The sequence below is a fragment of the Rhodovarius lipocyclicus genome (assembly GCF_009900765.1).
Classification (GTDB): Bacteria; Pseudomonadota; Alphaproteobacteria; order Acetobacterales; family Acetobacteraceae; genus Rhodovarius; species Rhodovarius lipocyclicus.
In genome coordinates, this window is record NZ_JAAABL010000002.1 from 446,477 (window position 1) to 468,057 (window position 21,581).

Annotated in this window: 22 protein-coding genes; 9 read left to right on the forward strand and 13 right to left on the reverse strand. The window is 70.0% G+C overall.

The window, feature by feature from the left end; genetic code table 11:
* Window positions 1-63: 63 nt before the first annotated feature.
* Window positions 64-1,152, forward strand: coding sequence for a TRAP transporter substrate-binding protein (locus GT007_RS04940; protein WP_160120435.1), 1,089 nt, complete (start codon window positions 64-66; stop codon window positions 1,150-1,152).
* Between the two features lie 239 nt (window positions 1,153-1,391).
* On the opposite strand, the gene GT007_RS04945 is transcribed toward GT007_RS04940, so the two are convergent.
* A complete protein-coding gene (locus tag GT007_RS04945) occupies window positions 1,392-2,192 on the reverse strand; it encodes a hypothetical protein (protein WP_160120436.1) in 801 nt (266 codons plus the stop codon).
* 275 nt (window positions 2,193-2,467) lie between these two features.
* Here GT007_RS04945 and GT007_RS04950 point away from each other — a divergent pair, with 275 nt between their 5' ends.
* The 7 genes from GT007_RS04950 to GT007_RS04980 all read left to right on the forward strand — a co-directional run bounded on the left by GT007_RS04950 (window position 2,468) and on the right by GT007_RS04980 (window position 8,469).
* A complete protein-coding gene (locus GT007_RS04950) occupies window positions 2,468-3,028 on the forward strand; it encodes a CvpA family protein (protein ID WP_160120437.1) in 561 nt (186 codons plus the stop codon).
* Between the two features lie 81 nt (window positions 3,029-3,109).
* Window positions 3,110-4,582: an amidophosphoribosyltransferase gene (gene purF, locus GT007_RS04955; RefSeq protein ID WP_160120438.1), complete on the forward strand. Its 1,473-nt coding sequence runs from the start codon at window positions 3,110-3,112 to the stop codon at window positions 4,580-4,582.
* Window positions 4,579-5,292 (forward strand): SDR family NAD(P)-dependent oxidoreductase, encoded by a 714-nt coding sequence (locus GT007_RS04960; RefSeq protein ID WP_160120439.1) that lies wholly within the window; start codon window positions 4,579-4,581, stop codon window positions 5,290-5,292. Before purF ends, GT007_RS04960 begins: the two co-directional genes overlap by 4 nt.
* Window positions 5,289-6,107: a 23S rRNA (adenine(2030)-N(6))-methyltransferase RlmJ gene (locus GT007_RS04965; RefSeq protein WP_160120440.1), complete on the forward strand. Its 819-nt coding sequence runs from the start codon at window positions 5,289-5,291 to the stop codon at window positions 6,105-6,107. The genes GT007_RS04960 and GT007_RS04965 overlap by 4 nt, the downstream gene beginning before the upstream one ends.
* Window positions 6,100-7,053 (forward strand): NAD(P)H-dependent glycerol-3-phosphate dehydrogenase, encoded by a 954-nt coding sequence (locus tag GT007_RS04970; protein WP_160120441.1) that lies wholly within the window; start codon window positions 6,100-6,102, stop codon window positions 7,051-7,053. The genes GT007_RS04965 and GT007_RS04970 overlap by 8 nt, the downstream gene beginning before the upstream one ends.
* An 89-nt stretch (window positions 7,054-7,142) precedes the next feature.
* Window positions 7,143-7,958: a metal ABC transporter solute-binding protein, Zn/Mn family gene (locus tag GT007_RS04975; protein WP_236571510.1), complete on the forward strand. Its 816-nt coding sequence runs from the start codon at window positions 7,143-7,145 to the stop codon at window positions 7,956-7,958.
* A 103-nt stretch (window positions 7,959-8,061) separates the two neighbouring features.
* Entirely contained in the window at window positions 8,062-8,469 is a 408-nt protein-coding gene (locus GT007_RS04980; protein ID WP_160120443.1) for an acyl-CoA thioesterase, read from the forward strand.
* Between the two features lie 3 nt (window positions 8,470-8,472).
* Here GT007_RS04980 and GT007_RS04985 read toward each other — a convergent pair whose 3' ends face one another.
* A complete protein-coding gene (locus GT007_RS04985; RefSeq protein WP_328798935.1) occupies window positions 8,473-9,549 on the reverse strand; it encodes an NAD(P)-dependent oxidoreductase in 1,077 nt (358 codons plus the stop codon).
* Between GT007_RS04985 and GT007_RS04990 the strand changes: the two genes are divergently transcribed.
* Window positions 9,455-10,540, forward strand: a complete 1,086-nt coding sequence (locus tag GT007_RS04990) for a TRAP transporter substrate-binding protein (protein ID WP_160120445.1) — start codon at window positions 9,455-9,457, stop codon at window positions 10,538-10,540. The genes GT007_RS04985 and GT007_RS04990 overlap by 95 nt on opposite strands.
* Window positions 10,541-10,779: 239 nt before the next feature.
* Here the strand turns inward: GT007_RS04990 and GT007_RS04995 are convergent, their stop codons facing one another.
* The 11 genes from GT007_RS04995 to hpxZ form a co-directional block, all read right to left on the reverse strand.
* A complete protein-coding gene (locus GT007_RS04995) occupies window positions 10,780-12,354 on the reverse strand; it encodes an ABC transporter substrate-binding protein (RefSeq protein WP_160120446.1) in 1,575 nt (524 codons plus the stop codon).
* A 162-nt stretch (window positions 12,355-12,516) separates the two neighbouring features.
* A complete protein-coding gene (locus GT007_RS05000) occupies window positions 12,517-13,026 on the reverse strand; it encodes a F0F1 ATP synthase subunit B family protein (protein WP_160120447.1) in 510 nt (169 codons plus the stop codon).
* Window positions 13,026-13,520, reverse strand: a complete 495-nt coding sequence (locus tag GT007_RS05005; RefSeq protein WP_160120448.1) for a F0F1 ATP synthase subunit B family protein — start codon at window positions 13,518-13,520, stop codon at window positions 13,026-13,028. Before GT007_RS05005 ends, GT007_RS05000 begins: the two co-directional genes overlap by 1 nt.
* Before the next feature lie 110 nt (window positions 13,521-13,630).
* Complete coding sequence (locus tag GT007_RS05010; RefSeq protein WP_127787726.1) at window positions 13,631-13,855, reverse strand: ATP synthase subunit C family protein; 225 nt, start codon at window positions 13,853-13,855, stop codon at window positions 13,631-13,633.
* 49 nt (window positions 13,856-13,904) lie between these two features.
* Window positions 13,905-14,660, reverse strand: a complete 756-nt coding sequence (locus GT007_RS05015) for a F0F1 ATP synthase subunit A (protein ID WP_160120449.1) — start codon at window positions 14,658-14,660, stop codon at window positions 13,905-13,907.
* Window positions 14,661-14,680: 20 nt separating this feature from the next.
* Window positions 14,681-14,986: an AtpZ/AtpI family protein gene (locus GT007_RS05020; RefSeq protein ID WP_160120450.1), complete on the reverse strand. Its 306-nt coding sequence runs from the start codon at window positions 14,984-14,986 to the stop codon at window positions 14,681-14,683.
* Window positions 14,987-15,056: 70 nt separating this feature from the next.
* Window positions 15,057-17,372 (reverse strand): putative bifunctional diguanylate cyclase/phosphodiesterase, encoded by a 2,316-nt coding sequence (locus GT007_RS05025; RefSeq protein WP_160120451.1) that lies wholly within the window; start codon window positions 17,370-17,372, stop codon window positions 15,057-15,059.
* A gap of 56 nt (window positions 17,373-17,428) precedes the next feature.
* Window positions 17,429-17,959 carry a putative pterin-binding protein gene (locus GT007_RS05030; RefSeq protein ID WP_160120452.1) on the reverse strand — a complete coding sequence of 177 codons (531 nt, stop codon included), beginning with the start codon at window positions 17,957-17,959 and terminating at the stop codon, window positions 17,429-17,431.
* Between the two features lie 104 nt (window positions 17,960-18,063).
* Window positions 18,064-19,677, reverse strand: coding sequence for an ABC transporter substrate-binding protein (locus GT007_RS05035; protein ID WP_160120453.1), 1,614 nt, complete (start codon window positions 19,675-19,677; stop codon window positions 18,064-18,066).
* Window positions 19,678-19,841: 164 nt separating this feature from the next.
* Window positions 19,842-21,209, reverse strand: coding sequence for a CoA transferase (locus tag GT007_RS05040; protein WP_160120454.1), 1,368 nt, complete (start codon window positions 21,207-21,209; stop codon window positions 19,842-19,844).
* Window positions 21,206-21,580, reverse strand: coding sequence for an oxalurate catabolism protein HpxZ (gene hpxZ, locus GT007_RS05045; RefSeq protein ID WP_160120455.1), 375 nt, complete (start codon window positions 21,578-21,580; stop codon window positions 21,206-21,208). Before hpxZ ends, GT007_RS05040 begins: the two co-directional genes overlap by 4 nt.
* Between the last annotated feature and the right edge of the window lies 1 nt (window position 21,581).

Consider the following 21,581-nt stretch of genomic DNA (forward strand, 5'->3'; position numbering starts at 1 on the left):
AAGGCATGAAATATCGCGCTAAACGCCCGGAACTTTTCGATAATTGCAAGGACCGGACGAAAAATGGAACGCCGCTACATCCTGGGTGCCGCAGCGGCTGCGGCGCCGGTTGCCCTCGCCACCCCCGCGCTGGCCCAGGCCCTGCCCGAGGTGCGGTGGCGTCTGCAATCCTCCTTCCCGCGCGTGTTCGACATCCTGTTCTTCACTGCCGAGCGCATCAGCCAGCGCGTGGCGCAGCTGACCGACGGCAAGTTCCGCATCCAGCCCTTCCAGGCGGGTGAGATCGTCGGCGGCCTGCAGGTGCTGGACGCCGTCCAGGCCGGCACCATCGAGTGCGGCCACACCGCCACCTATTACTTCGTGGGCAAGGACGTGTCCTTCGCGCCCTTCACCGCCCTGTCCTTCGGCCTGACGGCCCGCCAGCAGGTGGCCTGGTTCCGCCATGGCGGCGGCAATGAGCTGCTGGCCGACCTGCTGAAGGACTACAACGCCGTTGGCTTCTCGGCCGGCAACACCGGCGCCCAGATGGGCGGCTGGTTCCGCAACGAGGTGCGCAGCCTGCAGGACCTGCAGGGGCTGAAGTTCCGCATCACCGGCCTGGCCGGGCAGCTGTTCACGCGCCTCGGCGCCGCCCCAGTGCTGACCGCGCCGTCGGACATCTACCCCAGCCTGGAGCGCGGCGTGATCGACGCCGCCGAATTCACTGGCCCGCATGACGACGAGCGCGGCAACTACGTGCGCGTGGCCCGCAACTACTACGCGCCGGGCTTCTGGGAGCCGGGGGCGAACCTGCACCTGCTGATCAACAAGCGCGCCTTCGACGCGCTGCCGGACCTGTACAAGCACGCGCTGGAAATGGCCTGCCTGGAAGCCGATTCCGAAATGATCAGCCGCTACGACCACTTCAACCCGCTGGCCCTGCGCCGGCTGGTGGCGGCCGGCGCCCAGCTGCGCTTCTGGCCGCGCGAAGTGCTGCAGGCCGCCTGGCGCGCGAATGAGGAAATGATCGGCGAACTGTCCAGCCGCAACCCGCGCTTCAAATCCATCATGGACAAGTACCTGCCCTACCGGAACGACCTGTTCCAGTGGTTCCGCGTGGCCGAGAACAGCTACGACAACTTCGCCTTCGCGGCGGCACAGCAGCGCCAGTAAGGCGCGCCCGGCGGGCAAGGCGGAAGCGGTGAAGGGCTCTGCCCTCCCCCGCTTCCCCACCCGCCAAGGGCCGCGAGGCCCTTGGAACCCGGGAGTTGAAAAAAGGCCGGAGGGGACATCGTCCCCTCCGGCCTTTTTCAATTAACTGATGGGGGTCCAGGGGCCACTGGCTCCTGGCGGGGGGAGCGCGAGGGGGGGGGCAGAGCCCCTCTCGCATCCACCGTGCCGTCTGGTGCGCCTTACAGCTGCTGCTCGGCCGCCGCGAAATGGGCTTCGCCATTGCGGCGGGTGCGGGCTTCGCGGCCGGGGTTGCAGTTGTACTCCTGGAACAGGGTGCTGTCCGGGTTCACCACGTCCAGCTTGGCGCGCACGCGGCACACCAGGCGGGCCTGGTTGCGCGGGCTGGCGCCGTGCCAGCGGCGCAGGGCTTCGTCCCAGCCCAGCTCGTGGCCCCAGCGCGCCAGCAACCCGCCGGCCCAGTCGGTGGAGGCACGGGCATCGAGCGGCCAGGTCTCGCCGCGGGCATGGACGCGGGCGTTCACCTGCAGGCAGCCCGCCATCACGGTGCGGCGGCTGGAGGTGGCGCGCAGCAGGGCGGCGGCGGCCTCTCCGTTTTCGGGGATCACGGTGCGGCCGCCGATGTTCATCGCATAGGCATGCAGCCCGCTCTCGGACAGGGCGATGGCGGTCAGCAGGCCGGCGGGCAGGCCGTGGATGGCCTCGGCGCGGCGGGTGCCTTCCAGGCAGGCGGCGCGCGGGCCGCCCATCATCAGGGTGCTGGCGTTGAGCGTGGTGCCCATGGCCACCGGCAGCAGTTCCCGCGGGCGGTCCGGCAGGCGGGGGGCATCGGCGGAGGCGTGGCGGGCGGCGCGCACATGGCGGCGGCTGGCGGTGTGGCGCCCGGCGCGCTGCGTGGCGGCGCGGGAGGTGGTGGCGCGCGGGGCCTGGCTGCGAGTGGCGCGGGCCTCGCCGGTGCGGTGGGCGCGGTTGCCGGCGGTGCGTTCGGTGCGGGCTTCGGCCGAGGCTGGCATCAGCACCATGGGGGCCGCGAGAAGGGCTGCAACCGCCAGTGCGGCGGCGGCGTTACGGACCTGACGCTGTGGTCCAGGCTGTGGGTTTCCGAGGGGGGAAACAGCCATTTTGGACGTGATCACGTCGGTCGTTTTGGGGCCGAGCTTCTTCATCATGCAACATCCCGTAGCATGGCGTGAAGCCCGGGCGCAACCCGAGGTGTTTTTTCCTGTGAGCAGACACACCCTGGCCGCGTTCTGCCGGCCCCGCTATACCGCATTCGCGTGATACGAAGGGGTGGCCGATGAACTGGGTGGATGGCGTGGCCATCGGTGTGCTGATCCTGTCCGGCGTCATGTCCTTCTGGCGTGGTTTCGTGCGGGAGACCCTGGGCATCGCGGCCTGGGTCGGCGCCGTCATCGCGGGTTTCGCCCTGCGTCCCTTCACCAAGCCCATGTTCGAGACCTATCTGGACCCGCCCTGGCTGGCCGACGGCCTGGCGGTGGGCGCTGCCTTCCTGGTGGTGCTGGTCGCGCTCACCTTTGTGGTGAACACCGTGGCCAACCGGGTGGAGGACAGCGCGCTGGGCGGCGTGGACCGCTCGCTCGGCTTCGTCTTCGGCCTGGCGCGCGGCGGCTTCCTGATCGTGCTGGCCTATATCATCGCGGGGCTGTTCCTGCCGGCGGTGGACCGCTGGCCTGAGGCGGTGCGCGAGGCCCGGGGCCTGCCCTGGGTGGTGCGCGGGGCGGAGACGGTGGCCGAGCTGCTGCCCCCGGAATACCGCCCACGCATAGCAACCCCGCCCGAACGCCGTGAGCCAACGCAGGAAGACTTGTTGCGTCCGCGCGTCGGCAGCCGCACATAGGGCACGCCTTCATGGTGCCGTCACATCGGCGGCACCGGCCCCCATTTCAGGCGTCCCGGCGCCCCGAAGAATGAGGTTCCCATGCCGCTGACCACCAACCCGTTTGAAGACGACAAATTCCACGAGGAATGCGGCGTCTTCGGCATCTGGAACCATCCGGACGCTGCCGCCCTGACCGCGCTCGGCCTGCATTCCCTGCAGCACCGGGGGCAGGAAGCCTCGGGCATCGTCTCGCTCTCGGCCGGGGCCAGCTTCCATCTGCATCGCGGCCTGGGGCTGGTGGGCGACATCTTCGGCGATGCCAAGGTGATGGCCAGCCTGCCCGGCCGGGCGGCAGTGGGCCACAACCGCTACGCCACGACCGGCGAGACGGCGCTGCGCAACGTCCAGCCGCTCTATGCCGATTTCGAGTTCGGCGGCTTCGCCGTGGGCCACAACGGCAACCTGACCAACGCCACCGGCCTGCGCCGGGCGCTGGTGAAGCGGGGCTGCCTGTTCCAGTCCTCCACCGACTCGGAGGTGTTCATCCACCTCATCGCCATCAGCCTGTACACCAACGTGACCGATCGCCTGATCGACGCGCTGAAGCAGGTGGAGGGCGCCTACTCCCTGGTCGCCCTGCACAACGGCGCGCTGATCGGCGCGCGGGACCCGCTGGGCGTGCGCCCGCTGGTGGTGGGCAAGCTGGAGAACGTGACCGGCGGCGAATCCTGGATCCTGGCCAGCGAGACCTGCGCGCTGGAGATCGTGGGCGCCGAATTCGTGCGCGACGTGGACCCCGGTGAGCTGGTCATCATCGACGACAGCGGCCTGACCAGCATCAAGCCCTTCGAGCGTCAGCGCGAGCGCTTCTGCATCTTCGAATACATCTACTTCGCCCGGCCCGACTCCATCATGGAGGGCATCGGCGTGTACGAGACGCGCAAGCGCATCGGCGCCGAGCTGGCGCGAGAGAGCCATGTGCCCGCCGATGTGGTGGTGCCCGTGCCCGACAGCGGCGTGCCCGCCGCCATGGGCTACGCGGTGGAGGCCGGGGTTCCCTTCGAACTCGGCATCATCCGCAACCATTATGTGGGCCGCACCTTTATCGAGCCGACGGACCAGATCCGCCACCTGGGCGTGAAGCTGAAGCATTCCGCCAACCGCGCCATGCTGGAAGGCAAGCGCGTGGTGCTGGTGGATGACAGCATCGTGCGCGGCACCACCAGCAAGAAGATCGTGGAGATGGTGCGCCAGGCGGGCGCGGCTGAGGTGCACATGCGCATCTCCTCCCCCCCCACCACCCATTCCTGCTTCTACGGCATCGACACGCCCTCTCGCCGGCAGTTGCTGGCCGCCCAGCACAATGTGGCGGAGATGGCGAAGCTGATCGGCGTGGACAGCCTGGCCTTCATCTCGCTGGACGGGCTGTACCGCGCGCTGGGCCAGGCCCGGCGCGACAATGTGAACCCGCAATTCTGCGACGCCTGCTTCACCGGCGACTATGCCATCCCGCTGACGGACTGGCCGCAGGAACAGGCCGTGCTGGCGGCGGAGATGGCGGCCGGTAAATGAGCATGCCGCTGACCGGTAGCGTGGCGCTGGTCACGGGCGCGTCCCGTGGCCTGGGTGCGGCCGTGGCCATCGAGCTGGCGCGGCTGGGCGCCCATTGCGTGCTGACCGCCCGCACCCAGGGCGGCCTGGAGGAAACCGATGACGCCATCCGCGCCATCGGCGGTTCCGCCACGCTGGTGCCGCTCGACCTCGCCACCGCCAAGGACGAGTTCGACTATATCGGCCCCTCCATCGTCGAGCGCTTCGGCCGGCTGGATGTGTTCGTGCACGCCGCCGCGGCCCTGCCGCGCTTGACCCCGGTCTCCCACGTGCTGCCGCGCGACTGGGAGGCCTCGATGGCCGTGAACCTGACGGCGCTGTACCGGCTGATCCGCAGCGTGGAGCCCCCCCTGCGCGCCGCCCCCGCCGGGCGGGCCGTGGTGGTGACCGACGCGGTGGCGCGGCTGCCCGCTTCCTATTGGGGCCTGTACAGCGCCGCCAAGGCCGGGGCCGCGCACATGACGCAAGTCTGGGCGAAGGAGGTGGCGCAATCGCCCCTCAAGGTGAACCTGGCCGAACCCCCGCCCATGGGCACCCGCACCCGCCGTGTGGCCTTCCCGGGCGAGGACCAGGCGAAGCTGCCCACCCCCGCCCAGATCGCGCCCGCCCTGGCCGCGCTGTGCCTGCCGGCGGAAACCCGCAGCGGCGAGACCATCGCGCTGGCGCCGTGAACTACCGGCACGCCTTCCACGCCGGCAATTTCGCCGATTGCATGAAGCACGCGCTGCTGGTGTGGCTGCTGCGCATGCTGACGCGCAAGCCCACGCCCATCCGCGTGCTGGATGTGCATGCGGGGATCGGCGCCTATGACCTTTCGGGGCCCGAGGCGGTGCGGACCGGCGAATGGCATGAGGGCATCGCCCGGCTGCTGGCGCTGAACAGCGGTCCGCTGGTGGATTACCTGGATGTGGTGCGCGCGGCCGGCGCCCCGCGCTGTTACCCCGGCAGCCCCGCCATCGCCCGCGCCCTGCTGCGCCCGATCGACACGCTGGTGCTGAACGAGCTGCACCCCGAGGACCACGCCACGCTGAAGCGCGCCTTCAAGGGCGTGGCGGTGCACCAGCGCGATGCCTATGAATGCGCCCGCGCGCTGACGCCCTTTCCGGAGCGGCGCGGGCTGCTGCTGCTGGACCCGCCCTTTGAACAGGGCGACGAATTCGCCCGGCTGGCGGAGGGCATGGCCACCGTCTGGCAGCGCGCGCGCGGCCATGTGCAGGCCGCCTGGTACCCGATCAAGAACATGGCCCCCGTGATCCAGTTCCATCAGGCGCTGCGCGACGCCGGCCTGCGGGATGTGGTGGCCGCCGAGCTGTGGCTGCGCGAGCCCACCGACGCCACCCGGCTGAACGGCTGCGGGCTGGTGGTGGTGAACCCGCCCTGGGGCTTCGAGGCCGAGGGCGGGGCCATCCTGGCCGCGCTGTCGGAACGGTTGTCGGACGGCGAAGCGGGGGCGGGCTGGCGCATGCACCGGGTGGCGGATGAGTAGGGTCGCGGTGCTGGGCGCGGGCGCCTGGGGCACCGCGCTGGCGCTGAGCGCGCTGCGCGCGGGCAGCCAGGTCTCGCTGTGGGCCCGCAGCGATGCGGCCGCCATGGCCGGCAGCCGCGCCACGCCGCGCCTGCCGGGCATCGTCCTGCCGCCGGAGCTGGCCATCACCGGCGATATGCAGGTGGCGCTGGCTGGGGCCGACATCGCCATCCTGGCCGTGCCGGTGCAGCATCTGCGCGCCACTCTGGGCGGGCTGGCGCCGCGCCCCGCGCTGATCGCCAGCAAGGGGGTGGAGGCCGCGAGCCACCTGTTCCCCACCGAGATTTTGGGCTGGCCGGAGCTGGGCGTCGTCTCCGGCCCGAATTTCGCCAATGAGATCGCGGCCGGCCTGCCCGCCGCGGGCGTGGTGGCCAGCGCCGATGCGGGGCTGACCCGGGCCGGGATCGCCGCGCTCGCGGGCCCGCGCCTGCGCCTGTATGCCAGCGCCGATGTGATGGGCGTGCAGGCGGGGGGCGCTGCCAAGAACGTGCTGGGCATCGCCGCCGGCTGCGCCATGGGCGCGGGCTTCGGCGAGAACGCCCGGGCCGCGCTGATCACCCGGGGCCTGGCCGAGCTCTCGCGCCTGGTGCTGGCGCTGGGCGGGCGGGCGGAGACGGCCGCGGGCCTGTCCGGGCTGGGCGACCTGATGCTCACCGCCTCCTCCCCCAGCAGCCGCAACACCGCGCTGGGCATGCGCCTGGGCGAGGGTCTGAGCCTGGAGGAGGCGCTCGCCCGCAGCCGGGGCGTGGCCGAGGGCGTGGCCACCGCCCCCGCCCTGCTGGCCCGGGCCCAGGCGCTGGGGGTGGAACTGCCGATCTGCGCGGCTGTGGCCGAGATCCTGGCGGGCCGGCTGACGGTGGTGGCCGCAATGGAGGCCCTGCTGGCGCGGCCTTTCCGGGCCGAATAATAGCCGCGCGCGGAGCCTCTCCCCAAAAGCGCTCTGCTATATTATATCATAATGCCATGACCCCTCGCCGCGCCCTCCTGCTCCTTCCCTTGGCCACCCCCGCTTTGGCGCAGCCGCGCCCGGTCTTCGTGGCCTCCTTCTCCATCCTGGGCGATCTGGTGCGCCGGGTCGCGGGCGACGCCGCCGAGGTCCGCACCATCGCGGGCCCGGAGGTGGACGCGCATCATTTCCAGCCCCGCCCCTCCCATGCCGAGGCGTTGCTGGGCGCCAGCCATGCCTTCCAGAATGGCTGGGGCTTCGATGACTGGTTCACCCGGCTGGCGCGCGGCGCGGGCGGCAATGCCCGGCTGGTGACGGTCAGCGAGGGGCTGACCCCCCGCCCGGTCGCGGCGCGTGGCCATTCCCATGGCGGGCAGGACCCGCATGCCTGGCAGGATGTCTCGGCGGCGCGGCATTACCTGCGCCGGATCGCCCAGGCCACGGGGCTGGATGCCAGCGCGCAGGATGCACGCCTCGGCGAACTGGACGCCTGGGTGCGCGCCGAGATCGCCCGCGTGCCGGAGGCGCGCCGCGTGGTCGTGACCAGCCACGACGCCTTCGGCTGGTTCTCGGCCGCCTATGGCGTGCGCTTCCTGGCGCCGCAGGGCGTGTCCACCAGCGCCGAGCCCAGCGCCCAGCAGGTGGCCGCGCTGATCCGCCAGCTGCGGGCCGGGGGCATCCGAGCCCTGTTCATGGAAAACCTGACCAACCCCGCCACCCTGCGCCGCGTGGCGGCGGAGGCCGGGGTGGAGATCATGGGCCGCCTGTACGCCGATGCGCTGTCGCCGCCCGACGGCCCGGCCGCGGATTACGAGGCGATGATGCGCCACAATGTCTCGCTGCTGGTGCGGGGCATGCTGGCATAAGGGCCTGAAAACTGACGCGGCGCGGGGCAGGGCGCGCCCCATGCCGCGATTTCGTCACCCCGCGCCGGCTGACCCGCGGAGCCGCACAGGCTAAAGCGGCATCATGTCCAGCTCAGCCACCGCCAAGCCGCAGCCCACGCCCCCCGATGTGGCGCCCGCCATCCGCACCGTCGCCATGCCGGCGGACACCAACCCGGCCGGCGATATCTTCGGCGGCTGGCTGATGTGGCAGATGGATCTGGCCGCCGGCAACGCCGCCACCAAGCGCGCCCGCGGCCGCTGCGCCACCATCGCGGTGGAGGGCATCACCTTCCTCTCGCCCGTGCTGGTGGGCGATGAGGTCAGCCTCTATGCCTGCGTCACCTCGGTGGGGCGCACCTCGATGAAGATCTCGGTGGAGGCCTGGCGGCGGGAACGTGAGAGCGACGAGATGAACAAGGTGACGGAAGCCACCTTCACCTTCGTGGCGATCGACGCCGCGCGGCGGCCCCGCGCGGTGCCGAAGGAGTAGGCTTTACTTCAGCCGGGGCGGCTTCAGCCCCGCCAGCTTGCACTGCGCATCCAGGATCGCCGAGAAGTCGTTCCCGCCGAAGCCCTGGGCGCGGGCCATGCTGAAGGCCTCCCGCGCCACCGCCGCCACCGGCAGCGGCACGCGGGCGGCATTGGCGGCCTGCACGATCAGCGACAGGTCCTTGTGCGCCAGGTCGATGGCGAAGCCCGGGGCCGTGTCGCCCTTCAGCACCTTGTCGGGCCAGTTCACCTTCAACTGGCCATTGGTGGCGGTGGTGCCGTGCAGCACCTCCAGCGTCTTTTCCAGATCGAGGCCGAAGGCGGTGGCGAGCGACAGCGCCTCCGCGTTCAGCTGGCACAGGATGATCGCCAGGTAGTTGTTCACCAGCTTGGTGCGGGTGCCTGCACCCGGGCCGCCGCAATGGTGCACGGTGGTGCCCATCGCCTCCAGCAGCGGTTTCACCCGGGCGAAATCGGCATCCGAGGCGCCGACCATGAACAGGCTCTCGCCGCGCGCGGCATGGGCGGCCAGGCGGCCCACCGGCGCGTCCACGAAGCCTACGCCCCGCGCGGCGGCGGCACGGGCCAGCGCGTCCGTCGTCTCGGGGTCCACGGTGGAGCTGTCCATCAGGATGCTGCCGGGGGCCATCTTGGCCAGCAACTGCTCGGCGGTGGCCATCACCTCCTTCGGGCCGGGCAGCATGGTCACCACGATGTGGCTGTGCCGCGCCAGGGCGGCCACGTCGTCGGCCGATTCGGCGCCCAGATCCTGCAGCGCGGCGACGGGGGCGGGGTTCAGGTCGAACACCGTCAGCGGGAATTGCTTGCGGCGCAGATTGCTCGCCATGCCACGGCCCATGTTGCCGAGGCCAATGAAGCCCACTCGTTCCATGTGTTCGTCGTTTCCTTCCGCATCGGGCGATTGCAGAAACGCCCGTTCCTCGCCAAGCTTCGCGCATAAGACCAAGACAGGGAAGGACCAGTCCATGGAACGTCGCAGCCTTTTGGCTGCGGGTGCTATCGCGCCCGTGCTCGCCGCCCCAGCCATCACCCATGCCCAGACGCGCATCCGCTGGCGCATGCCGGGCAGTTTCCCCAAGAGCCTCGACACGCTCTACGGCACCCAGGAACGCATCGCCCGCCGCGTGCGGGAAATGACCGACGGGCAGTTCGAATTGCAGCCCTTCGGCCCCGGTGAGGTGGTGCCGGCCCTGTCCGTGATGGACGCGGTGGGCCAGGGCAGCGTGGAGTGCGGCTATACCAGCGCGTATTACTACCTGGGCAAGGACCCCAGCCTGTGCATCGCCACCTGCCTGCCCTTCGGCCTGTCCTCCCGCCAGAACTGGTCCTGGCTGCAGGAAGGCGGCGGGCGCGACCTGCTGCGGGAGGTCTACCGCGACCAGGGCGTGATCGGCATTCCGGCCGGCAACACCGGCGCGCAGATGGGCGGCTGGTTCCGGCGCGAGATCAACACCCCGCAGGACCTGAACGGCTTGAAATTCCGCATCGCGGGCTTCGGTGGCTCCGTGTTGCAGCGGCTGGGCGTGGTGGCCCAGCAGATCGGCGGCGCGGACATCTATCCGGCGCTGGAACGCGGCGTGATCGACGGCGCCGAATGGGTCGGGCCCTATGACGACGAGAAGCTCGGCTTCAACCGCGTTGCCCGCTTCTATTACGCGCCGGGCTGGTGGGAATACGCGCCCAGCATCGACCTGATGGTGAACCCGGCCGCCTATGAAGCCCTGCCGGCCCACTACAAGGTCATTCTGGAAACCGCCTGCGCCGAGGCCTGGCACTGGATGGCCGCGCGATACGATTCGCTGAACCCGCAGGCGCTGCGCCGGCTGGTGGCGGCCGGCACGCAGCTGCGCATCTTCCCGCGCGACGTGCTGATGGCATGCTACCGGGCCGCGCAGGAATTCTACGCCGAGACCGGCGCCAGCAATGCCCGGTTCCGGCGCATCCATGCGGAGTGGGACAAGTACCGGCTGGATCAGACCCAGTGGTTCCGCATCGCGGAGGATAGCCAGGCGAACTTCCTGGCGCTGGCGGCCCAGCAACAGGGGCGGTGAGGCGGGGGCGTTGCCCCCGGAGCCCCCAGCCAGGGGCGCTGCCCCTGGCGACCCCGCAAAGGGTTGTAGCAACCCTTGGAACCTATCTATTGGCGCTTTGTCCTGACAGGTTGGGCGCCAATTATATTATAAATATCAATAAGAAATGCCTTGGCACTGTACGGCGCCAAACTCATGGGGTGCAGGGGCCTTTCGGCTCCTGCCGGGGGTCCAGGGGGCGGCGCCCCCTGGGCTTCTTTTCAGTTCCCGATCCGGACAAACCGCAGCGGGAAATAGTTATCCGCCGGCTGCACCAAGTTCACGTTGGTGCGGGCCGCCCACACGATCTGCTGCTGGTGCAGCGGGATATAGGCCACGTCGTCCTGCAGGATGCGCGTGGCCTGGGTGATCTGGGCCTGGCGCCGGGCCGCGTCGGTTTCCACCGCGATCTCGTCGATCAGCGCGTCCAGCCGCGGGTTGGAATAGCCGCCATTGTTGAACACGCCGCGCGCCCCGTCGCGCGTGCCGGCCAGGCTGAACAGCACATTGTGGGCGTCGTAGGTGTTGGGGGTCCAGCCCAGCAGATAGAAGCTGGTGTTGTAGCGGGGGCCGTTCACCTCGGCGAAGAAGCGCACGCGGGTCTGGGCCGCCAGCGTCACGCGCACGCCCACGCGCGCCAGCATGGCGACGATGGCGGTGCAGACCGCCTCATCGTTCACATAGCGGTCGTTGGGGCAGTCCATCGTCACGCCGAAGCCGTTCGGATAGCCCGCTTCGGTCAGCAGGGCGCGGGAGGCCGCGGGGTCATAGGGCAGGCGGGTGTCGTTGGCTTCCAGGAAGCCGTTGACGCCCGGGCCCATCAGCTGGGCCGTCACGCGGGACTGGCCGCGCATCACGCGCTGATGGATCGCCTGGATGTCGATCGCCTGGTAGAAGGCGCGGCGCACCCGCACATCCTGGAACGGGTTGCGGCCGCGCACGTCGCTTTTCAGCAGTTCGGCGCGCATCTGGTCGAAGCCGAGATAGATGGTGCGCAGCTCCGCGCCTTGGATCACGCGCAGGTTTGGCGCGCGGCCGATGCGGTCCATGTCCTGCGGGGGCACGGTATAGACCATGTCCACCTCGCCCGAGAGCAGGGCGGCCACGCGCGTCGCGTCATTGGCGATGACGTTGAATTCCACCCGGGTCAGGTTGTGCTCCGGCCGGTCCCACCAGTTGGGGTTGGGGGCCAGCACCGTGCGGCGGTCAGGCTCGCGGCTGACCAGCACGAAGGGGCCGGTGCCCATGGCGTTGCGGGTGGCGAAATTCTCCTCGCGTGAGGTCAGGTCGGCCACGCGCTGGGCGCCGTTCCGCTCGGACCAGGCGCGGGACATCATCCCGATATTGGTGATTTCCTCGATCAGGATCGGGTTCGGGCGGGCGGTCACGATATCGACCGTGTGGTCGTCGATCTTGTTCACGGCCGAGACGGAGGCGAAGTTCGAGGTCATGTTCGACCCCGGGCCGCGGGCGCGCGCGATGGAGAACAGCACGTCATCGGCGGTAAACGGCGTGCCGTCCGAGAAGCGGACATTCTGACGCAGATGGAAGCGCCAGGTGGTGGGGTTCAGCAGCTCCCAGCGCTCGGCCAGGGCGGCTTCCACCCGCAGCTCCCGGTTCCGCCGCACCAGGGGTTCATAGATGTTGGCGTTGAAGGAGAGCAGGAAGGTTTCCGACCGGGCATAGGGGTCGAGCGAGTTCACATCGCCATCATTGGCCCATCGGAACACATTGGCCTGGGCCGCGCTGACCAGCGCCGTGGTGGCGAGCAGGGCGGCCGCGAGGAGCTTTTTCATTTGTGGTTGCCTCACCTGGTGGACAGGCGCGGAGGCTAGCGGGCGGCGCGGCGCGGCGGAAGCGGGGATTGCGGATGCTTCGGCGGCGGGCATGCATGAAGTGCAAAAGAAAAGGGCCAGCTTTTGGCTGGCCCTGATCATTGTTCGGCATGTCCTGAAAGTTCAGGCGGCCTTCAGAGCCTTGGGCAGATCCGCCACGGCCGAGTCCACCAGCGCGGCATCTGCCTCGGCGGTCAGGGTCTCGGCAATGACGGCGCGCGCGGCGGCGGATGCCACCTCGGCGGCCACGCTGCGCACCTCGTTGATGGCGCTCGCCTCGGCGGAGGCGATGCGGTCCATCGCCTGGCGCTCACGCCGCTGGGCGGCATGGGCGGCTTCGGCGGCGGCGGCGGCGGCCACGCGCAGGGCTTCCGCCTTGGCGCGGGCAACCATCTCCTGGGCTTCGGCGATGGCCGCGGCGCGTTCCGCCTCGGCCCGCTTCAGCATCGCTTCGGCTTCCACCTTCAGGCGGGAGGCCTCGGCCAGCTCATCAGCGATGCGCTGGCCGCGGGCGTCCAGCTTGCCGGTGATGAGGGTCCAGGCCTTCTTCGCCAGCAGCAGGGCGAAGATGACGAAGCTGACGGCAACCCAGAACTTCGGGTCCAGCCAGAAATGCTCGTAGTGATGATGCATCAGGCGGCCCCCCGGCTGGCCAGCGTGCGGCTCACGGCCGCCTGCACGGCATTGGCGTCCGCCTTGCCCATCAGCTTGGAGACGAGTGCCGAAGCGGTCTCCGTCGCCACGGAGCCGATGGCGGCCATGGCTGCGTCACGGGCGGTGGCGATGCGCGCCTCGGCGGCGTTGATCTGCTCCGCGAGCTTCGCGTTCAGCACATCGCTTTCGGCCTGGGCCTTGGCGGTGGCTTCTGCGAGGGCGGCGGCGACCGCGGCCTGGGCCTCGGCACGGGCCTTGGCCGTGGCGGCGGAAAGCTCCGCCATCGCGGCATCGGCCTGCTGCTTGGACGCACGCGCCGCCTCAAGGTCGGCGGTGATGCGGGCGGCCCGATCCTCCAGCACCGACCCCACGCGGGGCAGCACGAAGAAGCTCAGCACGAAGTAGAAGACGCCGAAAATGATCAGCAGCCAAACCGCCTGCGAGAGCAGCAACGGATCCTGGAACTGCGGCATATGTCGGGCCTCCCTGTTCCCCTCGAAAGCGTCAAGGCCGGCTTGTGGCCAGCCTGTCGGCACTCAAACCACTGTGGCGGGCGGGTGTTGCCACCAGCCCGCCAGCTGGATCAGGCGAAGAGAATGAGGAAGGCGATCAGCAGGGCGAACAGCGCCACGGCTTCCGTCAGGGCGAAGCCCAGGATGCCGATGGGGAACACCGTGTCGCGCGAGGCCGGGTTACGGGCCACGGACGCGATCAGGGTGGAGAAGATGTTGCCCATGGCCAGGCCGACGCCGAAGAGGGCGAGAACGGCAATACCGGCACCGATGGCCTTCGCGGCAGCGACTTCCATTTGATAATTCCTTCCTTCAGGGAATTGAAAACTTCACCACCAGCGTGAGTTAGTGCAGGTGCACCGCGTCATGCAGGTAGATGCAGGTGAGGATGGCGAACACATAAGCCTGCAAGAACGCCACCAGCAGTTCGAAGCCCATCAGCGCCACGTTGATCGACAGCGGCAGGATGGACAGGACAGGCCCCACAACGCCCAGGCCGCCCAGCATCACCACGAAGGTGGCGAACACTTTCAGCATCACGTGGCCGGCCACCATGTTGGCGAACAGACGGATGGAAAGGCTGAGGGGGCGGGAGAGGTAGGACACGATTTCGACCGGAATGATGATCGGCGCCAGCCACAGCGGCGCGCCTTCCGGGAAGAAGTAACCGAAGAAGTGCCAGCCATGGCGGGCCAGCGCCACGCCCGTCACCACCACGATCACCATCGCGGCCAGCCCGAAGGTGACAACGATGTGAGAGGTGTAGGTGAAGGCGTAGGGCAGCAGGCCGATCGCGTTGCCCAGCAGCACGAACATGAACAGGGCGAACACGAAGGGGAAGTAGCGCTTGCCCTCCTCGCCCACCTGCTCGGTGACCATGCCCATGATGAATTCATAGGCCGATTCGGCCAGCGACTGCATACGGCCCGGCACCAGGGCACGGGCGCCCATGCCCACGGTCATCAGCAGGATGGCGAACGCCGCGGCGTACACCATGTGCAGATTCGACTGCGTGAAGTTCACAGCGGCGCCGATCGGCCCGAGGGTGGTGCTCAGCTCGAACTGGCTGAGTGCGTCGATCGCTTTGCCTTCCGCCGCCACGAAGATGCTCCCGTCAGAGGTCAGTCGCTGTCAATTTCAACACGCCGGCCGGGACGGAACAAACGATACACATTCAACACCCCGGCAGCGCTGCCTAGCACGAACATCACCAGGAAGAGCCAGGGCCAGGTTCCAAGCCAGCGGTCCAGTGCGAAGCCGATGCCCACACCCACCACCAGGGCCGAGACAACCTCGACCCCCGCGCGAAAACCAACCCCCCATGGGCCATTCGGCACTTCGCTTCGCTTTGGCTCGTCAGCCCGCTGCATCCCATTCCGGGCGCGCGCCGCTTCAAGCCGCTTGTCGAAACCGTCCTCTTGACCCATCTGCCCCTCCTGCGGATGCCCGCTGAAGGCATGGGGCGGATAAGGTTTCACCCCCAAGGTGTCAACCCGTTCACGCGCTCAGCGGCAAGCTTTCATGCTGTTCTATGCGCATATGGGCCGGAATCGCCTCCGCCGGCTGTGGCCGGGCCAGCAGGAAGCCCTGCACCATGTCGCATCCCAGCTTGCGCAACGCGGCCAGCTGGCCTGTGGTTTCCACCCCTTCGGCGACCACCCGCGCGCCCAGACCATGCGCCAGCCGCACCACCGTGTCCACGATCCGTGCGGAGGCGGGGCTGGTTTCCAGGTCCCGCACGAAGCTGCGGTCCACCTTCAGCACGTCGATCGGCAGTTTCTGCAGATAGGCGAGGGAGGAGAAACCGGTTCCGAAATCATCCAGCGCCACCCGGACCCCCATCTCCCGCAGGGCCAGCAGCATCTGGCGCGCGGCCTCGCTGTCGCCGATGAAGGTGCTTTCCGTCACCTCCACCTCCAGCAGATGGGCGGGCAGGCCGGTTTCGGCCAGCACGCTGCGCACCAGCTCCAGCGCGTCGTCCAGCCCGATCAGCTCGCCCGAGAGGTTGACCGCCACCGGCAGCTCCATCCCCTGCGCGCGCCAGGCCACCGCCTGGGCGGCGGCGCTGCGCAGCACGAAGCCCGCCATGGGCAGGGCCAGGCCCGCATCCTCGGCCAGCGGGATGAATTCGGCGGGCGAGACCGGGCCGCGCACCGGGTGGTTCCAGCGCAGCAGCGCCTCCACCCCCGCGATCCTCTGGTCATGCAGGCCGAATTTCGGCTGGTAGACCAGGTGCAGCTGCCCCGCCCCCAGCCCGGCCACGAGCTCGGCCTGCAACTGGCGGCGTTCCATCGCCTGGCCTTCCATTTCCGGGCTGAAGGCCATGTAGCGGCCGCGCCCGGCCCGGCGCGCGGTGGTCAGCGCCAGGTCGGCGCGGGCCATCATGGTCTCGGGCGTCACGGTGCCGCTTTCGCCGTCCCGCAGTGTCGCCAGGCCCAGGCTGGCGCCCGAACGGATGCTGAGATCCCCCAGCTGGAAGGGCTGGGCCAGGGATTGGATGATGCGGCTGGCCAGCAGCAGGCCCTCGCCCTCCGTCCCTGCGCGTTGCAGCACGGCGAACTCATCCCCGCCGAGTCGCGCCAGCATGTCCTGCGGGCGGACCAGCCCGGCCAGCCGCCGGGCGACGGCCATCAGCATGGTGTCGCCCATCGCCTGCCCATGTGTGTCGTTCACCTGGCGGAAGCCGTCCAGATCGACCAGATGCAGGGCCAGGCTGCACGGTTCCTGCCGCAGGCGCCGGCTCAGCTCCTGGTTGAACAGCATGCGGTTGGGCAGGTCGGTCAGCGCGTCGTGCTCGGACAGGTGGCGGGCGCGCTGTTCGGCCTGGCGGCGCTGCGTCACGTCCAGCCCGGTGCGCAGCACCTCCCGCAGGCGCCCGTTCTCGTCGAACAGCGGCACGGTGGTGGTCAGGATGCAACGGAGATGGCCGTAGCGGTCCGGCGCCTCGCGCTCCAGCGGCGCCACCGGGCGGCCGGTCATCAGCACCTGGGCCACATCGGCGTCGATATCGTGGGAGAGCCCGGCCTCATCCGGCCGCCGGCCCAGCAGCTGCGCCTCCGTCCTACCGCAGAATTCCTGCAGGGCGTGGTTGGTGAAGGTGAAGCGGCGGTTGGTGTCGAAGGTGGAGATCATGGCCGGCACGCCATCCACCAGGGTGCGCAGCGTGCCGGAGGCCTGGCGCGCCTCGGCCTCCGCGGTTTCGGCGGCGTGCTGGGCCTGGCGGGCCCGGCGGCCGGAAAGCGCCAGCATCACCACCAGCGCCGAGGCGCAGGCCAGCACCAGGAAGAAACCCAGGATCAGCAGCCGCAGCCGGGCGGCGATCCCCAGCAGCTCCTCCCGCGCGTGGTCCTGGCGCAGGCCATTGATCTCCGTCGCGGTATCCTGCAGCGGCTGTTCCAGCGCGCGGACCAGCGGCAGGATCCGGGCCAGATCCCCGTCCGGGGCATTCAGCCCGTCCTCGATCTCCAGCATCAGGCGCCGCATGGAGGGCAGGGCCTCCTGCAGGCGCTGCAGGCCGGTCAGGTCCCGCTGGGTGGCGTCGCCGGACAATTGCTGGATGCGGCCCCACAGCAGTTCCAGCCGCAGGGCCAGCTCCTCCCGCGCCTGGGGGGTGTCCTGCAGGCTGGCGCGGGTCAGGGCGGTGGTCATGCGCTCCGCCTCCACCCGCGCCTGCATGATCACCCACAGGCCGAAGCGGCTCTGCTCGCCCTCGGTCTGGAAGTGCCACACGGCGCCGTTCAGCCCCAGCCCCAGCCCGCCCGCGGCGATGCCCGCCGTCAGCCCCGCCGCCAGCAGGGCGCGCCGCCAGCTCATGTGCCGGCGCCATATCCGCCGGGCGCGTGTCCGCACATCCTCCATCCGCTGGCCCATCACCCGAATTCCACCAGTCCCAGCTGCCAGATCGAGCGGCGGTGGTAGAGTGGGATGTCCAGCTCCGGCCTGCCGCTCCAGGGGTAGAGCAGCCAGAAGGGCCCCTTGGCCCGCACCGGCATCAGCTGCCCCTCATGCCGCCAGGCCAGGAACAGGCCGTTGCGCAGCACATCGGCCAAGGGCAGGCCGATGCGATAGCCATCCAGCGCCTCCGCCTCCAGAGCAGGGGCGCGCAGGGCGGCGTCGGGCAGCAGGCGGCGCAGGGGCAGCCCCTCGAAGCGGCGCTCGCCGCTGGTCCAGGGCGTGTGGGTCACCAGGGTTTCGCGCTCGGCGGCGTCCAGCACCGCGCGGTCCAGCGTCAGCAGGCTGGGGGGGCGCCGGCCCTGGATGGCGAGCATCGCATCCGCCTGCCCGGGGGCGGCCAGCGCAGGGGCGGCGGCCCCGAACAGGGCCCCGAAGGCGATCAGTGCGCGGCGCTGCGCGGCCTGTTCTGGCGGAATGGAGCCGGGCGACGTGGTGCTGGGCGACATGGTGGATACTCCGGCCCGGGCGATCCTGGCCCGGGTCCTTGAGCATCCACACAACAAGCAAACAAAATCTTAGCCGCGCCGTATTCGCTGCGCGGCCGTAACAGTTACCGCATGGCGATCGGCGTCAGGTCCTGGAACCAGCTCTGCGCCTGCACGAAGCCCTGCACGCGCCGGCTCATGGCGCGGGGGTTCAGGTCATGCGCCACGAACAGGAACAGCCGGTCATCCACCACCTTGCCGTGCAGTTCCTTCAGCAGCTCCAACTGCGGCCCGGGTTCGAAGGTGGTGTAGATGCGGGTCATGATGTCGTCATAGGCCGGGTCGCTGAAGTAACCCCAATTGTTGGCCGCCGGCGGCACCAGGTCCGATTTCAGGAAGCGGATCAGCCCCGTGAACGGGTCCAGCGCCGCGTAGCTGACATTGATGGCCGAGATGCCGCGGTTGGATGGCGCCTTAGCGCCCTCTCGCCAGATGCCCAGCAGCGCGTTCCACTCGATCACCTCGAAGGTGACCTCGATGCCGATCTCCTTCAGGTTCTGCTGCACCGCCTCGTTCATCGGCAGCGGCTGCATCTGGCCGGAGCCGGAGGGCGAGATGCCCACCTTGGTGCGCAGCGGGTTGCGCGGGCCGAAGCCGGCCTCCGCCATCAGGCGCCGGGCGGCGGCGGGGTCGAAGCGCACGGGGTCGGACGGGTTGCCGTACCAGGGGTGCGCCTTGGGCAGCAGCCCCGCGCCTTCCTCCATCATGTCGCCCAGCATGGTCTTCATGCCGGCGCGGTCGATCGCCAGGTTCGCCGCCTGGCGCACCCGCTTGTCCCGCCAGGGCGAGCCCTCGACCATTGAGAAATGCCAGGTCCAGTTGTGCGGATAGGTGTTGGAGACGACCTGGAAGCCGGCCTGGCGCAGGGCGGGGATGGCGTCCGGCGGCGGGGCCTCGATGAAATCCACCTGGTTGGCGCGCAGGGCTGCCACGCGGGTGTTGGCCTCCGGCAGGGGCAGCAGCAGCAGGCGCTCATGCTTGGGCGTGCGGGCCGCGTCCCAGTAGTCCGGGTTGCGGGCCAGCACCGCGCGTTCGCGCACGCTGAACTGCTCGCACTTGTAGGCGCCGGTGCCGACCGGGCGGTTCATGTAGTTGTCCCAGTTCGACCCCGCCGCCTCATAGGCGCCCTTGTGGGTGATGCCGATCCAGGTCATGCCGAAGGGCACCAGGCTGTCGGGGATGCGGGTTTCCAAGATGAAGGTGTGCGGGCCCTCGGCCCGCCAGGCCACCACCGTGGGCATGCGGATGCGGGCATTGGCGGCCGCGCGCGCGTCGTAATAGGGGCTGTCGTTCTTCAGGGCGCGGTCATAGCTGAACACCACGTCCTCGGCCGTCATCACCTTGCCGTCGTGGAACTTCACGCCTTCGCGCAGGGTGATGATCCAGCGCTTGGGGTCGGCGGGGTCCACCCGCCAGGCGGTGGCGAGGCCCGGGCGCAGCTCCACCGGCTTGTCGTATTTCGACAGGTCCCACATCGCCAGCTGGTCATAGAGCGTGATGCCCATGAAACGGTGGCCCTCGGCCCCCTGGTCCGGCACGCCATTGGACAGCGGCACGGCGGAAGCCGTCATGCCGACCCGGAGCGTGCCCGTGGCCTGGGCCTGCGCGATGTCCCAGGGCAGGGCGGCCGCGGCGGCGGCGCCGCCCAGCAGGCCACGGCGGGAAACGGAGACTTGCATGCGGAAACTCCCATTCTCAGGACATGCGGAGAAGCGGGAGGATGACGCCGCGCGCGGGGCGAGGAACAGGCCAAGGCGCGGGCAAAATCAGGCCGGGCGGAAGGCGGGTGGCGCGGGATTGCGCGGGGTGCCTGGATTTGGGGCGCCCCCTCCTCCCGGAGGCCTCAGAGCCACACCGCCGAATGGCTGCCCAGCGGCATGCTGGGCAGCGCGGCATGCGCGGGCGTCAGCGCCATGTGCTCGGCGGGCTTCACCAGCACCAGCCGGCCGAAGCCGCTGTCCTGGGTTTCCAGCAGGTCCGCCACCTCGGCCTGGGTCGGTTCCGGCACCTGGAACCCGTCGGCCAGCCGGCCGAGGCCCCGCAGCCAATGCCCGGTCCGCGCCAGGGAGATGCGGACGCGCCAGCTTCCCCCTTCCTCCGCCCGGCGCAGCCAGGCGGCCATCACACCAAGGGCCAGCAGATAGCCGCTGGCATGGTCCAGCGCCTGGCAGGGCAGGGCGCGGGGCGTGGTCTCACCGGCGGCGGCGGCTTCCTCGGCATTCATGCCGGTGGCGGTCTGCACCAGGCTGTCGAAGCCGCGCTTGCCCGCCCAGGGTCCCTCGACGCCATAGGCCGAGAGATGCGCCACCACGATGCCGGGGTTCAGCTCCGCCAGCTTTTCGTCGGAGAAGCCGAGCCCCGCCAGCGCGCCGGCGCGATAGCTCTGGATCACGGCATCGGCGCCGCCCACCAGCCCGGCGAACTGGCCGGCCTGGGTCTTCAGGTCCAGCTCGGCGCAGCGCTTGCCCTGGCCGGTTTCCATCACCAGGGCCGGGATGCTGGGCAGATGCGGGCTGGTGATGTGCAGCACATCGGCGCCGTGCAGCGCCAGGGTGCGGGCGCCGACCGGGCCCGCGATCACGCGCGTCAGGTCCAGCACGCGCATCCCGGCCAGGGGGCGGTGGGCCACGGCGGGCAGGGGCTTGCGGGGGGCGGGGCCGATGCGCTCCAGGATGACCAGGGGCTGGGCGGCGATCGCCTCCGACTGCGGGTGGGCGAACCATTCCGCCTGGCTGCGGCAGGCCGCGACGCACAGGCCGGCGGCGGTCGCCTCCGTCTCGAAGGCCACGCTGGGGCGGGTGGCGAGCGCCGCCGCCACCGCCTCCCGCGTGCCCTCCGTGCCCAGCAGCTTCAGGATGCCGGCGCGGTGGTGCGGGAAATTGGTGTGCAGGCGCACCCAGCCATCGGCGGTGCGGTACAGGCCCGCGATGCTGTCCCAGCCCTCGCGGGCGGGGCTGCCCTCCAGGCGCAGGTGGCGCTCGCCGCGGAAGGCGATGGCGGCGTCGCGCATCGGCACCGTCACGGGCTGCATCGGGCCGCCGCGCGCGCGGTGGATGGCCGCCGCCGCCAGGGCGCTGGCGGCGATGCTGGCCTGGGCCACGGCATCGACACGGAAGGAGGAAGGCAGGACAGGCTCGCGCCCGGGCAGAATCGCATGGTCCGCCAGCCAGACAGGCAGGCCGGCAGCCTTCAGAACATCATCGAGGATCATCCGGCGAGACTCACATGGGCCGCCACCACGCGCCAGCCCTCCGGGAAGCGCACCCAGACCTGGCTCTGACGGCCGGTGCGGGGCTGGCCCTCGCGGGTGAATTCGGTCCAGGCGGTGCCGTGGTCGCGGCCATAGGTGGTGATGACGGTGCGCGTCAGGGTGCGGGCCAGGCCCACGGCCGGGCGGGCGGCGCGGAATGCCGCGATCTCCTCATGGCCGTACAGGTGCTCGTTCACGCCATAGCGCACGGTCTCGGGGGCCATGCGGAACAGCTCGTCCAGCACGGCCACATCGTTGGTGACCAGCGCCTGCTCATAGCGCTGGAAGGCGGCGGTCAGCTCGGCCAGGGCCTCGGGGTTGTTCACGTCCATG

Excerpts from the sequence above, each read along its gene's own strand:
- hpxZ (WP_160120455.1), bottom strand. The coding sequence starts at position 21,580 with ATGGACGTGAACAACCCCGAGGCCCTGGCCGAGCTGACCGCCGCCTTC.
- GT007_RS05010 (WP_127787726.1), bottom strand. The coding sequence starts at position 13,855 with ATGGAAGTCGCTGCCGCGAAGGCCATCGGTGCCGGTATTGCCGTTCTC.
- GT007_RS04970 (WP_160120441.1), top strand. The coding sequence starts at position 6,100 with ATGAGTAGGGTCGCGGTGCTGGGCGCGGGCGCCTGGGGCACCGCGCTG.
- GT007_RS04995 (WP_160120446.1), bottom strand. The coding sequence starts at position 12,354 with ATGAAAAAGCTCCTCGCGGCCGCCCTGCTCGCCACCACGGCGCTGGTC.
- purF (WP_160120438.1), top strand. The coding sequence starts at position 3,110 with ATGCCGCTGACCACCAACCCGTTTGAAGACGACAAATTCCACGAGGAA.
- GT007_RS04960 (WP_160120439.1), top strand. The coding sequence starts at position 4,579 with ATGAGCATGCCGCTGACCGGTAGCGTGGCGCTGGTCACGGGCGCGTCC.
- GT007_RS05040 (WP_160120454.1), bottom strand. The coding sequence starts at position 21,209 with ATGATCCTCGATGATGTTCTGAAGGCTGCCGGCCTGCCTGTCTGGCTG.
- GT007_RS05020 (WP_160120450.1), bottom strand. The coding sequence starts at position 14,986 with ATGGGTCAAGAGGACGGTTTCGACAAGCGGCTTGAAGCGGCGCGCGCC.
- GT007_RS05030 (WP_160120452.1), bottom strand. The coding sequence starts at position 17,959 with ATGTCGCCCAGCACCACGTCGCCCGGCTCCATTCCGCCAGAACAGGCC.
- GT007_RS04985 (WP_328798935.1), bottom strand. The coding sequence starts at position 9,549 with ATGCGCCAGCGGATGCGCGTCTGGGCATGGGTGATGGCTGGGGCGGCG.
- GT007_RS04945 (WP_160120436.1), bottom strand. The coding sequence starts at position 2,192 with ATGGTGCTGATGCCAGCCTCGGCCGAAGCCCGCACCGAACGCACCGCC.
- GT007_RS04990 (WP_160120445.1), top strand. The coding sequence starts at position 9,455 with ATGGAACGTCGCAGCCTTTTGGCTGCGGGTGCTATCGCGCCCGTGCTC.
- GT007_RS04980 (WP_160120443.1), top strand. The coding sequence starts at position 8,062 with ATGTCCAGCTCAGCCACCGCCAAGCCGCAGCCCACGCCCCCCGATGTG.
- GT007_RS04950 (WP_160120437.1), top strand. The coding sequence starts at position 2,468 with ATGAACTGGGTGGATGGCGTGGCCATCGGTGTGCTGATCCTGTCCGGC.
- GT007_RS05025 (WP_160120451.1), bottom strand. The coding sequence starts at position 17,372 with ATGAGCTGGCGGCGCGCCCTGCTGGCGGCGGGGCTGACGGCGGGCATC.
- GT007_RS05000 (WP_160120447.1), bottom strand. The coding sequence starts at position 13,026 with ATGCATCATCACTACGAGCATTTCTGGCTGGACCCGAAGTTCTGGGTT.
- GT007_RS04940 (WP_160120435.1), top strand. The coding sequence starts at position 64 with ATGGAACGCCGCTACATCCTGGGTGCCGCAGCGGCTGCGGCGCCGGTT.
- GT007_RS05005 (WP_160120448.1), bottom strand. The coding sequence starts at position 13,520 with ATGCCGCAGTTCCAGGATCCGTTGCTGCTCTCGCAGGCGGTTTGGCTG.
- GT007_RS05035 (WP_160120453.1), bottom strand. The coding sequence starts at position 19,677 with ATGCAAGTCTCCGTTTCCCGCCGTGGCCTGCTGGGCGGCGCCGCCGCC.